Source organism: Paenibacillus sp. O199 (genome assembly GCF_001636635.1).
In the GTDB taxonomy this organism is placed as follows: Bacteria; Bacillota; Bacilli; order Paenibacillales; family Paenibacillaceae; genus Paenibacillus; species Paenibacillus marchantiae.
This window is the reverse complement of record NZ_LGRP01000011.1, coordinates 135,447-150,395: the sequence shown is the minus strand read 5'-3', so window position 1 is coordinate 150,395 and position 14,949 is coordinate 135,447. Positions and strand designations below refer to the sequence as shown.

General features: G+C 46.7%; 13 protein-coding genes. 9 read left to right on the top strand and 4 right to left on the bottom strand.

The genetic code is table 11. The annotated features are described in order from the left end of the window. Positions 1-5: 5 nt before the first annotated feature. The 3 genes from A6049_RS18250 to A6049_RS18240 all read left to right on the top strand — a co-directional run bounded on the left by A6049_RS18250 (position 6) and on the right by A6049_RS18240 (position 2,700). The gene (locus tag A6049_RS18250) at positions 6-1,106 is read left to right on the top strand and encodes a threonine aldolase family protein (RefSeq protein WP_063566037.1); all 1,101 of its coding nucleotides are present in this window, start codon (positions 6-8) and stop codon (positions 1,104-1,106) included. Between the two features lie 200 nt (positions 1,107-1,306). After that, positions 1,307-1,777, top strand: a complete 471-nt coding sequence (locus A6049_RS18245; RefSeq protein WP_063566036.1) for an SMI1/KNR4 family protein — start codon at positions 1,307-1,309, stop codon at positions 1,775-1,777. 32 nt (positions 1,778-1,809) lie between these two features. Beyond that, a complete protein-coding gene (locus tag A6049_RS18240; RefSeq protein ID WP_063566035.1) occupies positions 1,810-2,700 on the top strand; it encodes a LysR substrate-binding domain-containing protein in 891 nt (296 codons plus the stop codon). A gap of 52 nt (positions 2,701-2,752) precedes the next feature. Here A6049_RS18240 and A6049_RS18235 read toward each other — a convergent pair whose 3' ends face one another. Next, a complete protein-coding gene (locus A6049_RS18235; RefSeq protein WP_063566034.1) occupies positions 2,753-3,742 on the bottom strand; it encodes an aldo/keto reductase family protein in 990 nt (329 codons plus the stop codon). A 140-nt stretch (positions 3,743-3,882) separates the two neighbouring features. Then, positions 3,883-4,914: a PocR ligand-binding domain-containing protein gene (locus A6049_RS18230; RefSeq protein WP_063566033.1), complete on the bottom strand. Its 1,032-nt coding sequence runs from the start codon at positions 4,912-4,914 to the stop codon at positions 3,883-3,885. A 370-nt stretch (positions 4,915-5,284) separates the two neighbouring features. On the opposite strand from A6049_RS18230, the gene A6049_RS18225 reads away from it, so the two are divergent. From A6049_RS18225 to A6049_RS18210, 4 genes are all read left to right on the top strand, one after another. Further along, a complete protein-coding gene (locus A6049_RS18225; RefSeq protein WP_063566032.1) occupies positions 5,285-6,427 on the top strand; it encodes a glycerol dehydrogenase in 1,143 nt (380 codons plus the stop codon). Beyond that, positions 6,428-8,197 carry a dihydroxyacetone kinase subunit DhaK gene (gene dhaK / locus A6049_RS18220; protein ID WP_063566031.1) on the top strand — a complete coding sequence of 590 codons (1,770 nt, stop codon included), beginning with the start codon at positions 6,428-6,430 and terminating at the stop codon, positions 8,195-8,197. 450 nt (positions 8,198-8,647) lie between these two features. Beyond that, entirely contained in the window at positions 8,648-9,826 is a 1,179-nt protein-coding gene (locus tag A6049_RS18215; protein WP_063566030.1) for an alanyl-tRNA editing protein, read from the top strand. 76 nt (positions 9,827-9,902) lie between these two features. After that, the gene (locus tag A6049_RS18210) at positions 9,903-11,207 is read left to right on the top strand and encodes a hypothetical protein (RefSeq protein WP_063566029.1); all 1,305 of its coding nucleotides are present in this window, start codon (positions 9,903-9,905) and stop codon (positions 11,205-11,207) included. 207 nt (positions 11,208-11,414) lie between these two features. Here the strand turns inward: A6049_RS18210 and A6049_RS18205 are convergent, their stop codons facing one another. Then, a complete protein-coding gene (locus A6049_RS18205) occupies positions 11,415-11,756 on the bottom strand; it encodes a DUF1801 domain-containing protein (protein ID WP_063566069.1) in 342 nt (113 codons plus the stop codon). A gap of 2 nt (positions 11,757-11,758) precedes the next feature. Continuing rightward, positions 11,759-12,334 (bottom strand): GNAT family N-acetyltransferase, encoded by a 576-nt coding sequence (locus A6049_RS18200; protein ID WP_082935215.1) that lies wholly within the window; start codon positions 12,332-12,334, stop codon positions 11,759-11,761. Positions 12,335-12,590: 256 nt separating this feature from the next. On the opposite strand from A6049_RS18200, the gene A6049_RS18195 reads away from it, so the two are divergent. Both A6049_RS18195 and A6049_RS18190 read left to right on the top strand, forming a co-directional pair. Further along, the gene (locus tag A6049_RS18195) at positions 12,591-13,046 is read left to right on the top strand and encodes a GNAT family N-acetyltransferase (RefSeq protein ID WP_063566028.1); all 456 of its coding nucleotides are present in this window, start codon (positions 12,591-12,593) and stop codon (positions 13,044-13,046) included. A 358-nt stretch (positions 13,047-13,404) separates the two neighbouring features. Further along, positions 13,405-14,757, top strand: a complete 1,353-nt coding sequence (locus tag A6049_RS18190; protein WP_145921938.1) for an amino acid permease — start codon at positions 13,405-13,407, stop codon at positions 14,755-14,757. Positions 14,758-14,949: the final 192 nt, after the last annotated feature.

Sequence of the window (14,949 nt, the reverse complement as noted above, 5' to 3'; positions counted from 1 at the left end):
TAACCTTGAAGAATACAGAGTTAACATTAGCGGAAGCTTTTAATCAGGCAGAGTTTATTATAGGCGGTCACGGAAGTCGTAAAGTCAAAGTACTTCAGGAAGCGCTGGAGCAGGTGGATGGGGAACAATATAGTGATCATTATGGCAACGGCAAAATCATTGATCAATTCCAGCAGCAGATGGCTGACGTTCTGGGTAAGGAATCAGCTGTATTTTTCCCCAGTGGTACGATGGCGCAGCAAATTGCGCTACGTATCTGGTGTGACCGCAGAGGCATCAAGCGGGTAGCTTATCATCCTTTATCTCATCTGGAAATTCATGAAGAGGACGGACTGAAGGAACTACATCACATTGAATCCATTTTGCTGGCGGATAAGGACCGTTTGATTCGATTGGAAGATGTGGAGGGGATGAATGAAGAGATTTCCTGCCTGCTGCTTGAACTGCCCCAACGCGAGATTGGTGGACAATTGCCTGCCTATGAAGAGTTGGAGGCAATCTCGGCCTATTGCCGTGAACGTGGAATCAAGCTTCATCTGGACGGGGCACGTTTGTTCGAAATCACGCCTTATTATCAGAAGACACCCGCCGAGATTTGCAGTCTGTTCGATAGTGTCTACGTGTCTTTTTACAAAGGCATTGGAGGAATTGCTGGGGCCATATTGGCAGGAGATACGGATGTTATGCAAGAATCGAAAATATGGAAGCGTCGGCACGGCGGCGATCTGATCGGCCTATATCCATATATTCTTAGTTCTCAATATTATTTCAATGAACGGATTGGCAAAATGGGGCTTTATTATGAGCAGGCGAAGGAACTTGCTTCCTTGTTAAATGCGTGTCACGGTATACGTACATTGCCAGAAGTACCCGTCTCCAATATGTTTCACGTACATTTTCCCTGGGCCCAAGCCGAGGTGGAGCGTATTCTAGCATCCATGACCCAGCAATTCGGGATAGGGATTACTTCATACTTGCAGCAGACCAGTGCTCATAGCTGTGCCTTTGAATTGTCAACGGGGGATCGTTATCAGAATGTACCCAAGGACAAGCTGCATTCAGCGCTGCAATGGCTGGATGAAGAACTGCGGAAACATGTGAACTAAAATAAAGCTATGCTTATTCTGCCTTATCCACTTGCTGGATAGGGCATTTTTGTTGCAGGAAAAGAAAGATAGGTGACGAAAGGTACTTTAATGCAGCAATAACAGTAATAATGTAGCTTCTGGTATCATCGTGTCGTTAATAGTGAACATATTTGTGGACCAAAATTTCATTGATTTTCATTTATAGAGGAGGAGTTCAAGTGGAGTCGATAGGTTTGGAACCCATTCGTGATCTTTTGATTGAAGCTTACAATACAACAATGGGAGAAGGGTGTACTCCTGAAACGCAACAGAGCATTGAGGATTTTGAGCAAAAGTATAACGTGAAATTGCCCGCAGTGTATCGTGAGCTCTTGCTTGAATTTGGTGCATGCAACTTCGGCGATCCTGCCTTGTATTCGGTGAAAGAATTGAATTGGGCATATCCCGAGTTCCTGGATGTATATCGTGAATATGAGAAGGAATACGAGTTGCCCGCTGATCTGCAACCATTTCCAATTGGTGGGTTTGGCGAAGGAAGCATTGCTATACTGGATCAAAATTCTGGCAAGGTCCTGATGTTAATCCACGATGCGGGAGAACTGCCTCTTCGTGAGATTGCCGTGGACTTTAATGAATTAATGACGATGCTGGCTGAATCAGCTGTTTGGGTTCAGGAACAGATGAAGTAACAGGCTAGTCGGAAGGGAAGTACACCAGACGTATGGATATTCGAAAACTACGATACTTTATCACCGTGGCGGAGGAGCTTCATTTCCACCGTGCGGCTGAGAAATTAAATATGACGCAGCCGCCGCTGAGCCAGCAGATTCAGAATCTGGAAGAAGAGCTCGGGGTGAAGCTGCTGGAACGCACGAAAAAAATGGTTCGTCTCACGGCAGCCGGTGCCGTATTTCTGGAACAGGCGAGGCTGATCATGGCCCAACTTGAGCGATCCATCCAGCTTACGCAGAAGGCTGACCAGGGCATCATTGGACATTTAACGGTTGCTTTTGTGGATTCGGCTTCAGGGAGTATTATGGTCGATGTGTTGAGAAAATTCCGTGCGGCGTACCCGCAGATTGAACTTACGTTGCGTGAGATGACCTCGTCCCAACAATTGCAGGCACTAGCAGATGGACAGATCCATATTGGATTTTTGCGGTATCAGGATCACAACGGAGATTTGTCGTTCCGGGTCTGTCAGACGGAAACATTACTCGCAGTGCTGCCAGACCATCACCCTTTAGCTGCACAGACTCAGGTGTCAATCACCGAGCTGGAGGACGAAGATTTTATTTTATTCCCGCGGCATCTGGGCTCTCCGTTCCATCGTCTTATCCTGGATTATTGCAGGGAGCATGGTGTAGATCCTCGTATTACACAGGAAGCCATTCAGATGTACACGATTGTGAATCTCGTTGCAGCGGGCATGGGGATATCCATCGTTCCTTCTTCAGTAGATGTGTTCGAGCGGAGGGGTGTGGTATTTCTACCACTAGTAGAAAGTCCGCCCTCCGTACCGTTATACACGGCATGGCGGACGGACATGAATCAGGAAGTGATTTCCCGTTTTATGAATATTGTAGATGAAATTGTTGAAGGGTTGTCGTGAAAATGATTAGTTCAACTTATATAGTATGGTTAGAGTAGTTTAAGAAGAGCTACTAACCCGTCTTGGCAGGGTTTCTCTCAATCCATTCACCTAATATTTCATCAATGCGGGACAGGATGTCCCGATCCAGTTGAACACCAGAGGCTTTCACATTCTCAAGGACTTGCTCTGGACGGGATGCCCCAATAATGACGGATGACACATACGGATGCTGAAGAACCCAGGCGACGGCAAGTTGAGGGAGCGTCAGCCCGATCTCTTTCGCGAGTGGAATAAGCTGCTGCACAGCTGTTAGAACGTCGTCACGTAACCACCGACCAGCATGATTATTGAAAAAGGGTGCTCCAGCCTCGGCCGCTGCACGTGATCCGGCTGGCAGCGCTTCGTGCGGAATATATTTACCAGATAGTATGCCCTGAGCCAGGGGAGACCATGTAATGTGGCCAAGACCTGCTTGTGTACTTGCTGGCACAACTTCCTGCTCAATAACACGCCATAACATCGAATACTGTGGCTGGCTTGCAATAAAAGGCACGCGAAGCTCCTTAGCTAATGCGGAACCTTCTTCAATCTGAGCAGCAGTCCATTCGCTAACTCCAATATAGTGAACCTTGCCCTGACGAACCAGATCGGCAAACGCAAGGAATGTTTCCTCCAGTGGCGTATTTGGATCATAACGATGAGCATAATAGACATCGATATAATCGGTTTGCAATCTTTGCAATGAAGCGTTGCAGGCCTCCATGATATGTTTGCGGGAAAGTCCTCTGTCGTTGCGACCTGAGCCAGTTGGATGACAGACTTTGGTACACAGCTCGATACTTTCTCTTCGAGTCTCCTTTAGAGCATGTCCTAACACCGTTTCTGCCTTGGTGTTGGAATAGACGTCTGCCGTATCAAATGTCGTGATGCCTGCCTCCAAAGCAGCTCGGACACAAGCTTTTGCGGTTCCATCATCCACTTGTGCTCCATGTGTAATCCAGTTGCCCAGTGAAATCTCACTGACGGTTAGACCGCTGTTTCCCAATTTGCGATATTCCATTCGTGACGCCTCCCTAAGTAATCTGGACTCCATTGTAGCAATGGCAGATTAATAGGTGAAATATCTTTTAACCCCATCTTTAATATGAAAAAGATATCACTGAGTTTTCTCTTGTAACGAAAACGTATGGTTAAACGCGCTCATTGTTCTTGCATGTATTTGCGATATAAGGCTGGCGTAATCTCCTCGAATTTCTTAAATATTTTGATGAAATAACCCGATTCATTGAACCCCAGTTCATCACTGATCTGTGACACGGGCATGTCCGTAACTTCCAGCAATTGCTTGGCCCATTTGATTTTGAGTCGTGCAATATAAGTCGTGAAGTTCTCACCTGTTTCCTTAGCAAACAGCCTGCTGAAATAACTTGGACTCAGGTGGCACAGATCGGCCATTTGTTTAAGCGAGACTTGCTCACTCTTGTGACTGTGGATATATTCAAAGGCAGGTTGGAGCACCGGGCTGGAGCTCTCTGTATCACTTGGACTGTTTTTAAGATAGGCATCTGCAATCGCATTGGTCATTTCTTTTTTGATCGACTCAATATTACGGATGGAGTATCCAGGCAAAATAGTGGACAGATTCAGAGACTCCTGATGACCCGAAGCTTTCTCGAACATTTCCACCAGCAAATTTTTGTTCAGTGCTTCCTCCACGATGTAATTACAGAGTAAAGAAAGCATGTTGGAAATTTTCACAACCTCTTCATAGGTCATGACAGGCAACTGGTCATAATCGTCCTGTAATTCCTTTAGCTTTGCAGCATGCATAGGCACGTTCTTGGACGTGACGATCTGTTCCAGTTCCGTCCCTTTCTCCGGGTCAGCGAGCTTCACCTGTCCTGCCATTACCGCACCGATATATTTTCCATCAATGGTGATTGGAATCGCGATATCCACGATATTAAAATGACACAGATATACATAAGGTTCGTTCAATCGAACGGCTTCCAGACCACCACGAGAATCACATTTCTGGCAGTAGGGGAGCAGTTCGGGATCTTTGCGAACATTTTGGCAAAAGGCCTGACAGCTGCTATGGCTGGTTACGGGAATGCCTTTATAATCAACGGTTAGAATAGCCAGCTTGGTCACAGTGGCAAGAGAATCCTGTAGACGCTTCCATTTATTCAGGTCGAGGATTTTATTGATGTGCAGATATTCTTTAATCATGGGTGGAACCCTCCATAGCTAACCTGATGAATGATTTCGTTCGTTAAAAGTTAGCAAGTTGTACATATTAAGATGAGTTAATGACGGGTAATGTATAGATGATGTCAAAAATTAACCTATCGCATGACAATAAGATACCATGATTCCATTGAAAAGCAAAAAATTACGATTGCAAATTATAATAATTTGTTATCAAAATCCACTGTAAACCTCACATGCATGGTATATATTTAGGTTAATTGTGAGTATTTAAAATTTAATGTTTAAGTTCATCTAAGAATTACATCAGATAGCCTTGTTGAAGGTTTGCAGGACATTTATGCAGTAAACGAAAACGAACTTATATCATCCATAGGAGGTTTATATCATTATGAGAAAAGCATTTATTAGTCCAACGAAATATGTGCAAGGCGAAGACGAATTGTTGAACCTCGGTTACTTTGTGAAATCCTTTGGTGAATCTGCATTGCTGATCGCACATCCGGATGATGTACAGCGTGTAAAGGCGAAGCTCGATGCAACGGCACAAAAATTCAATATTACGTTTGTTGAAAGCGGTTTTAGAGGGGAATGTTCCCGCGAGGAAGTTGCTCGTCTCCAGGAAATTGCGAAAGAAAAAGGATGCACATGTACAATTGGCCTCGGTGGCGGTAAAGCGATCGATGCAGCCAAATGTGTGGCAGAAGGCGAAGCGCTAATCATCTGTCCTACCATCGCAGCAACGGATGCGCCAACAAGTCACTCTGCTGTGTTGTATACGCCGGAAGGTGCTTTTGATGACTATGCGTATTTCAAACAAAGCCCTAGTGTTGTTCTCGTGGACACAACGGTTATTGCAAACGCACCAACACGTTTCCTTGTATCGGGTATGGGTGACGCGTTGTCTACGTACTTCGAAGCAAGAGCTACAGCAAAGTCGTACTCTCGTGTTAACGCAAGTCTGCCGATGGGTTCCCGTGAAGGATACACGCCATCCGCAGTAGGTACGAATGCAGCACTTGCTCTCGCAAAACTTTGTTATGAAATGCTGCTGACGGATGGATTGAAAGCAAAAGTAGCCAGTGACAGCAACGTCGTGACTCAAGCGCTGGAAAACATCGTTGAGACAAACATTCTCTTGTCTGGACTTGGATTTGAAAGTGGCGGTCTGGCTGCAGCCCATGCGATCCACAACGGTTTGACTGTTCTGGAGGGTACACATCACTTCTTCCACGGTGAAAAAGTATCATTCGGTACGATTGCACAACTCGTCCTTGAAAATGCACCAACCGAAGAGCTGCATGAAGTCATGGACTTCTGTCTCGCAGTAGGACTGCCTGTAAGCTTGGCGGATATCGGTGTAGATACCATTAATCAGGAAGAGTTGTTGAAGGTGGCCGAGATCGCATGTATTCCTGAAGAATCCATTCACGCTATGCCGTTCCCGATTACTGTTCCTGAAGTGGCTGCTGCCATTGCGGCGGCTGACCGTATGGGACGGGACTACAAAGCAGCTCGCCGGGAGGCGAAATAAATGAAGAAAATCATCAATCAGGCTGAAAATGTTGTCATGGAAATGTGCAACGGCATTGCGCTGGCGCACCCGGAGCTTGAATTTTTGAAAAAATATAAAGTCATTAAACGCAGAGAGATTAATGGGGATAAAGTTAGCCTCATCAGTGGCGGTGGTAGTGGTCATGAACCTGCCCATGCAGGTTACGTTGGCAAAGGCATGCTGGATGCTGCGGTCTGTGGAGATGTATTCGCATCCCCTTCCCAGATTCAGGTATACCAGGCGATCAAGGCCACAGCCAGCAATAAGGGTACGCTGCTAATCATCAAAAACTACAGTGGCGACATGATGAACTTCAAAAACGCAGCGCATCTTGCCGAGGAAGATGGCATTGACGTGCAATATGTACGGGTTGAGGATGACATTGCTGTTCAAGACAGTCTGTATACGGTAGGACGCCGCGGCGTTGCCGGAACTGTACTGGTGCACAAAATAGCTGGAGCCGCAGCCGAAGAAGGCCGCAGTCTGGCAGAGGTGAAAACTGTTGCTGAGAAAGCAGCCCAGAACGTTCGCAGCATCGGATTTGGATTCACATCCTGTACCGTGCCTGCCAAAGGAACACCGACATTTGAAATCGCTGAAGATGAGATGGAATTCGGTGTAGGCATTCATGGTGAGCCAGGCATTCGCCGCGAGAAATTGGTATCTGCGGATGAGCTTGCAGGACGCATGGTTGAAGCACTGCTTGCAGACATGAAGCTGGACAACGATGCTTCCGCTGAGATTGCTGTGCTTGTCAATGGCTTTGGTGCGACACCTTTACAGGAGCTCTATCTGCTCAACAACTCGGTTCAACGTGAGCTGGCACAGCGTTCAGGACTGGGTGTAGCCACTACGTTTGTTGGCAATTACATGACGAGCATCGATATGGCAGGTGCATCGGTAACCATCCTGAAACTGGACGATGAACTGAAAACGTTGTTGTTCAAGGAAAGTGATACACTTGCTTTCAAAGTGTCTGGTCCTCCAGTAGCGCAAGTGGCATATTCCGAAGCGTTGGAAGCCGTCGTAACTGAAGATGCGCCAGTATCCTATGAAGTGGAGTCACCTGCAACGTCTGCGGTGATCAACAACAATCAATTCTCCCTGGATAATATCGTCTACCTGATCGATAAGATGAGTGAGATCATTATCAAGAACGAAGTGCCGTTCTGTGAACTGGATTCCCATGCGGGTGACGGCGACTTTGGTATGAGCGTAGCGAAGGGCTTCAGACAGCTCAAGCGCGAATGGAACCATATCGTGAACGAAGAGAAAAAGAATATCGGTTCATTCCTCGATGCATGCTCTCTTGTCATTATGGAATACTGCGGCGGTGCATCCGGCCCAATCTGGGGTTCGGCATTCCGGGCAGCAGGCAAAGCCGTTGGTGACAAGCAGCAATTGAACGTTGCAGAGTTCGCTGACATGATGCAGGCGGCAGTGCAGGGGATTCAGTCTACAGGTGAACGTTCCTTCGGACGTGGTGCCGTTGTAGGTGACAAGACATTAATTGACGCACTTGTCCCTTGTGCAGACTCATGGACGCAAAGTTCGAAGTCTGGAGATGACTTCCAAACGGCGTTTGCCAAAGGTGCAGAAGCGGCAGTAGAAGGTGCGAAGAAAACAGAAGACATCGTGGCACGTATGGGCCGCGCGGGTGCTGTTGGCGATCGCAGTCTGGGCTACCCAGATGCTGGCGCATATGCGCTGGGGGTTATTTTCACAGAGCTATCCCAGGCAATGAAATAAATATGGAGTGCAACGAGATTACACTTGGTCACTCCGATTGCAGACCATACTTGATTTAGACACTCAGGAACTACACAGACAGAAAACCTTTCGATCTCTCTTACCCCCGGATTTCAATGATTTTCCCCTGAAGGGAGAAATCCGGTGATAAAGGAGTACGCTCCGCTTCTTCAGGTCCTTTCTGTCTGTTTCGCTCTTGTGTCTATACCAAATTAATATGACTGCATCTCGTTTTTGTGTAATTATAAGGTTCAATCCATATCCAACGTTTCATTAACGTGGATAGTGGATATAAGTATGGAGACCGATCTGTAGCTTGGCTTACAGAGCGGTCTTTTTTGATATGGAAAAGCGAAGATGTGAGTCGGAAAATTTGGCTTGGAGGTTCCAGATAGTGTAATCTGGAGAGTATGGACAGCCATTTGAACGAGAAGGGATCGGGATGATTCGATGACGCAAAAAATCTATTATGACTCCGCGTACACACGGGAGTGGCATACACAAATTACAGGCAGAGTGGACAAAGAAGATGGTATATATGTCACGCTGGCGGAGACGGCTTTTTATCCGCATGGGGGTGGACAGCCTTGTGATCTGGGGCAGATCGGCGGCATTGATGTGTTGGATGTGATTAGTGAAGATGGTGAGGTGCTGCACAAACTGGAGCGTGCGACGGAGCAGAATGACGTGGATTGCCATATCGACTGGCAGCGCAGATTCGATCATATGCAGCAGCATAGCGGGCAGCATTTGCTGTCGGCTATTACGCTGAAGCTGGCAGATGCGATGACGCTCAGTTTTCATCTGGGGACAGATTATATCTCGATTGATGTGGCTGCAGCCGAACTGGGAGCGAATCAACTGGCTGCAATTGAAATGGAAGTTAATCAGCAGATATACCGGAATGCCAAAATCAGCAGTTCATGGGTCACTGCGGAAGAGGCGGCACGTCTGCCGCTGGTGAAGCAGCCTTCCGTAACCGAAGATATTCGCATCGTGGAGATCGAGGGCGTGGAATATAACGCTTGTGGTGGAACACATGTGTCAGCCACAGGAGAGATCGGAATTATTAAACTGTTGAAAACCGAGAAAGTGAAGGGCGGCACCCGGATTTATTTTAAATGCGGATACCGAGCACTGAATGAGTTCAACGCCGCGCAAAGCGTGCTGACCGGAATTACAGCCAAATTGAAGACCAGCCGGGAAGAGCTTGCGGATCGGATCGACAAAATGGAAGCAGAGCAAAAGCAGCTGCAAGCAGAGCTGAACGCTGTGAAATCTTCCAATGACGCTTATTATGCACAAGAGCTTTTATCTGCACGGGAAGGGCTTGTCATTGCCCAAATCTTTGAAGACAAATCGCTCAAGGATATGCAGAGTCTGGCGACCAAGCTGACATCAGAACATGAGGGACTTGTACTCTTTGCGAGCATCTCGGAGGCCAAAGTTGTATTAGCACAGAACGGGCAGCCGCCGGAGTGGGCTTGTGGACCTTTCTTCAAAGGCAATCTCGGAGCCTACCAGGGCAAAGGTGGCGGCAGCGAAAAAATGGCTCAGGCGGGTTTTGCCAGCAGCGAAGATGCGCTCGCATTTTATGAATTTACGAAGGACCAACTGGGACATCACTAATCTACCATCCCACTGATCGACATGATTGAGCTTGTAGAACGTGAAGAAGGATCAAAAGCATAGGGGGTACCCATAGATGACAGAACGCATTCCGTGCATACGAGAGGGGTGCCCAAATACGATTTTGCCAGCAACGGCTGCCAGAACAGGTGGGTACTGCATGCCTTGCAAGCAGGAGATGGAGCGCGAGGCACATCAGAGATACATTGAAGCCAATCGGCGCGACGTGGACTTGTATGAGGGAATCACGGACCCTGTGGAGATTTTGAAAATCATGCATACACGTCAGGATCATGATCCACTAATCCGTTATGTGGCATACGAGCACTCCAAAGAACAGGTGTATTTGTCCTTGTCTACGGAGCAGCAAGCCCTCATGACCGATTATGCGATGCAACTGATTCGTACGGGGGATGACGATACAGGTAAAGATATTTTGGTGTATCTGGTCTGTTACCATGATACGTCGTTGTCTACACAGATTCCTGTGCTGTTGGAGCACGAAATCTACTACCCTGTCATTTTGTATAAGAGCGCCTCGACTCAAGTACGTGATCAATTGTTGCAGCGGGTGAACACCGATGATGAGAATCGGAATAATCTGTTGCTCATGCTCGCCTATATTGGAGATGAAGTGGTTGTACGTCAGTTCCAGCAATGGATGCAGTCGCCACCTCGTTGGGCGGATCAGCTGCATGTCGCACCAGAGCAATATACAACCGAAGCCGGTTGGGAGTTAACGAATGAAGGCCAGCGCAGGGATTTATTTATCATTCCAAGTTATTCACTCTATAAAGTAAAAGAGAATGAAGGGGCTGACGACACATCTATTGGCAATTCGATCACCATGCTGCTGACCAGTACCGATATCTGTGAGTGGTGCGGCAGTCAGTTAACAACCTTAATGGATCTGGATGTACGGCATCCAGCATTGCAGGATGTTGCTTGGAAAAGTGAGCGACTTCAAGTGCAGACTTGCGTTAGTTGCAGTTGTTATGGCGTCGTTTATATGGAGATGGATTCAGCAGGTGAACCGTGCTGGAGTGCGCATAATGTGATGCCGATGGGAGCGGATGATCTTGACCCGGACGACAATGTTCAGCTTGCACCGGATGCAGGCCGGCAATTTCGGATTGCGACTGCACCACGTCATGCGTTCCATGCCAGTGAGTGGACGATGGAGCCTTCTACATCCCAGATTGGGGGCCATCCCGGATGGGTTCAGGACGCGGATTATCCGAACTGTCCATGCTGCTCTTCTAGGATGAGGGCCGTTGGACAATTGGACTGGAGCGAGGTTGAGGAATACGGGGATGGCGTGTATTACATGTTCATTTGCGAGCCGTGTCAGATGACTGCGGTATCTTATCAACAATCCTGATGAGGGAGCTCTAATGATCTGTTATTGCATAGATGCGATTTAAATTGTATTGATAGCTGTATACCCAAAAGGGGCTATCCCATATGTTTTCAACATTATAGGAAGCCCCTTTGTATGACTAGGTCAACCAGATATGCTGGTTGGCCTTTTTAATGGTCGCTAGAGCCGGTTGAAAGAAACTGAGACACCTTATATCCTCAATTCCAGCTAGAGTTCTGCCGATGCCTGTGTCAGAAGTGCAGCCAGCCACTCATAGTCGGGCGTATCTTTTTCCTTGATCTTAATTGTTTTACGTTCCGCTGGGCCTTCGAATATCCCATCTGGCAGCTCAAGTCCAATTGCATTGAAGATCGTGAAGGATACTGCCGGCTTGGAAGGGGAGATAACTGCTGCATATTTACCGTTTTTCAGGAAATGAGGTTTCTTGTATTGCACACGTTCGTCTACTTCAGGAATGGACTCATGTACCAACTCCCGCAGTTTACTTGCAACCTGGGCTTGCCAGGGAACCGGGATCTGTTCGATAAATTCAGTGACTTCCGCATTCATATTCATGCTTGTCCACCCTCCACATTGATCTGATTGTGTGCTTCCCATTCAGGTCTTAGAATTCCCATCAATAAGCGATCATAGCGTTTTCCATCACGATACACGGCTGATCTAGCACGACCTTCCAGCTGAAAGCCGACCTTCTCATAGGCACGAATGCCCTTTGCATTATAGGCGATGACATCCAGACCTACCCGATCCAGATTCAATTCATGGAAGGCATACCGCAAAATAAGATTCAAAGCTTCTGTTCCGTACCCCTTGTTGCGATGCTCTGCGAGTCCAATGCCAATGGCAAGTTGTCCGCATCGGTTGTTCCATTCAATGCTGTGAATGACAACGAATCCGATCAGTTGTTCACCCTTTAGCGTTCGAAGCCGAAAGTAAACTTCCTTGTCCTTCGTCTCGCCTTCATCCTCAAGCTGCTTTTCCGAAAATGGAATGGCAATATCCGTATCCACATTTCGCAAATATTCGGGATCTTCATTCCATTGCAGCATGGTCTGCACATCTTCTGCGCGGGGCGGAGTCATTTTCAATCGTTTGCTATAAAACAGATTTTCAGTCGATAGTGTCATGATGGTCTCCTTTTCACAAATTAAGTTTGCTTCACCTCAGTACGACAATTAGCTATATGGTTTCTACGCAATATTCCTCGCTCCTTTGTAATCAGATAGCCTCACTATAATGGAAATTTAAGGGTATAACAATAGACATTTCATTTGTGTTTTTGAAGCTGTTGTCAGAAAACCTGCCATGGTAGTACTATATAATCATTGGACATGTATTCAGTGTAAACAACACACAACAAAATTGTCGTCAGGAGTGGTAGATATGGAGATCAAAGTAGACGATTTGAGCGGCTATCAAGTCATTGGATTAATTGCAGAACATTTGCAGGGCATGGCAGCAGATTCGCCGCCGGAAAGCATTCACGCTCTGGATCTGGATGGGTTAAAGAAACCTGAGATTACATTCTGGTGCGCATGGGAAGCGGAAGAGCTGCTGGGCTGCGGTGCCATGAAGGAATTGAATTCGGAGCATGCAGAATTGAAATCGATGCGTACAGCATCGGCTCACCTGAGAAAAGGCGTAGCAAGACAAATTCTTGCTCATATTATCGAGGTTGCCAAGGATCGGGGTTACAAACGGATCAGTCTGGAGACGGGTTCGATGGATTCTTTTGTTCCGGCGCGCAAGCTGTATGAAGACTTTGGGTTTATATACTGTGAGCCATTTGCAGATTATAGTTTGGATCCGAACAGCGCTTTTATGACGAAGGAATTATAAATTACACGATAGTCATTAAACATAGCAGGAACATTGGAAACCAGCATTCTGTTGCATACAGACCGCTGGTTTTATTGCGGTTAATGATTGTTTTGCGAAGTACTAGACTGCAACAAATCATACATATTGGAGATCGTAAGAAGAGTAGAATGTATTCAAATGAACGGATTGAATGGCATACAGATTGCTTTGTATCATTGTGGGGTATAAAACATAGGTCATGTCAGCATTCGTTTGGGATGAATTGGCCGTACGGATCTGCTGGGCTGATCCATGAACAATAGGGTATACTGGAAGTTATGTTTCAGAAAACATAACAGAAGATTACAGAACGTTTTTTACATCAGGAGGACTTGAATTGGCTCAGACAGAAGGAACATTGCAGAAGAAACTTAAACCAAGGCATATTAGCTTTATGGCTATGGGCGGTGTCATTGGAACCGGAATTTTCAAAGGAAGCGCCGAAACGATTGGACTTGCAGGTCCAGGAGTCATTGTAACGTACATTTTTGCAGGCTTATTGTTACTGGTTGTCATGGCTGCGATGGCGGAAATGGCTACAGTGTACAAGAACAAAAATATGAAAGACTTTGTGCAGGAAGCGTTCGGCAGCAGAGTCTCCTTTATCATGGGATGGATGTATTGTTTCCTCTGGTTGTCGGTTTGTGTAATTGAGGTCATCGCAGCAGGGAGCTTTTTGCAGTACTGGTTCTCGGAAGTGCCGCTGTGGATGCTGAGCTTGGCATGTGCGGTGTTTATTATACTGATTAATCTGCTGAGTGTAGGGGTATTTGGGGAATTTGAATTTTGGTTGGCTGGTATTAAAATCGCCATGATTATTATTTTTATTATCCTTGGGGCGGGTCTGATCTTCGGGATCATTCCAAGTGACAATACGCCTTATCTGCATAATTACACGAAAGCAGGCGGTTTCTTCCCTAATGGATGGTCATCGATCTTCTCGGCATTATTGGTCGTCATGTTCTCGTATGGAGGATCTGAGCTGATTGGCTTAACCTTAACGGAGACGGAAAATGCGGACGAGGTGATGCCCAAAATTGTAGGGAACTTCATGCTGAGAATTATTTTATTTTTCACGCTGCCGATTCTCATCATCTGTGGGCTCATTCCGTGGAATGAGTTGGGGCCTGAAAGCAGTCCGTTTGTACAGGTGCTGGCTTCCACGGGGCTTCCGGGAGCAGCACATATTATGAACTTTATTCTGGTGACCGCCGTTCTGTCTGCTGCGAATTCGGGCATTTACGGCGCATCCCGTATGATGCATTCCTTGGCGGTAGGTGGTGAAGCTCCCAAGGCATTATCACATACGAATCGCAACGGCAGTCCGGTAAATACACTGCTGGTATGTGCTGTGATTCTGCTTGGGGGCTCCATGCTGGGGCTATTCGCACAAGATCAGCTCTTCCGCGTGCTGCTGGCGGTTCCGGGGTTTGTCGTGATGCTCGTATGGATCTGTATTGCCACCTCACAGCTGAAGCTGCGGAAAAAATATCCGGTGCAACCGACATTTAAAGTTTGGGGATTTCCTTACGTAACTGGAGCTGCTGTGCTGTGTCTCGGCATTATTGCAGTCATGTTCGTGTTTGATGAAGGCAACCGTTTCAGTATTAGCATCTGTCTAACTGTACTCGTATTACTGATTCTCTGGTCTCTGATTCGATTCCGGAAGAACCGTGGGCAAGAAGTTTAGTGTTTGTAGAAGAAACATAATAGCTATATGCAGTAACAAGACATCTCAGCGTTCACGCTGGGGTGTTTTTTTTGAGAAAGAAAGTTTTAATGGGGACTGATTTGAAGTTGTAATGTTATATTGTAGAAAAATAGGGGTAATACGAACTAGATAAAATAAATCGCCAGTAGCTACGAAATGACATGAGCTGCT

Coding starts and splice junctions, on each gene's coding strand:
- A6049_RS18240 (WP_063566035.1), top strand. CDS start 1,810: ATGGATATTCGAAAACTACGATACTTTATCACCGTGGCGGAGGAGCTT.
- A6049_RS18235 (WP_063566034.1), bottom strand. CDS start 3,742: ATGGAATATCGCAAATTGGGAAACAGCGGTCTAACCGTCAGTGAGATT.
- A6049_RS18230 (WP_063566033.1), bottom strand. CDS start 4,914: ATGATTAAAGAATATCTGCACATCAATAAAATCCTCGACCTGAATAAA.
- A6049_RS18225 (WP_063566032.1), top strand. CDS start 5,285: ATGAGAAAAGCATTTATTAGTCCAACGAAATATGTGCAAGGCGAAGAC.
- dhaK (WP_063566031.1), top strand. CDS start 6,428: ATGAAGAAAATCATCAATCAGGCTGAAAATGTTGTCATGGAAATGTGC.
- A6049_RS18215 (WP_063566030.1), top strand. CDS start 8,648: ATGACGCAAAAAATCTATTATGACTCCGCGTACACACGGGAGTGGCAT.
- A6049_RS18210 (WP_063566029.1), top strand. CDS start 9,903: ATGACAGAACGCATTCCGTGCATACGAGAGGGGTGCCCAAATACGATT.
- A6049_RS18205 (WP_063566069.1), bottom strand. CDS start 11,756: ATGAATGCGGAAGTCACTGAATTTATCGAACAGATCCCGGTTCCCTGG.
- A6049_RS18200 (WP_082935215.1), bottom strand. CDS start 12,334: ATGACACTATCGACTGAAAATCTGTTTTATAGCAAACGATTGAAAATG.
- A6049_RS18195 (WP_063566028.1), top strand. CDS start 12,591: ATGGAGATCAAAGTAGACGATTTGAGCGGCTATCAAGTCATTGGATTA.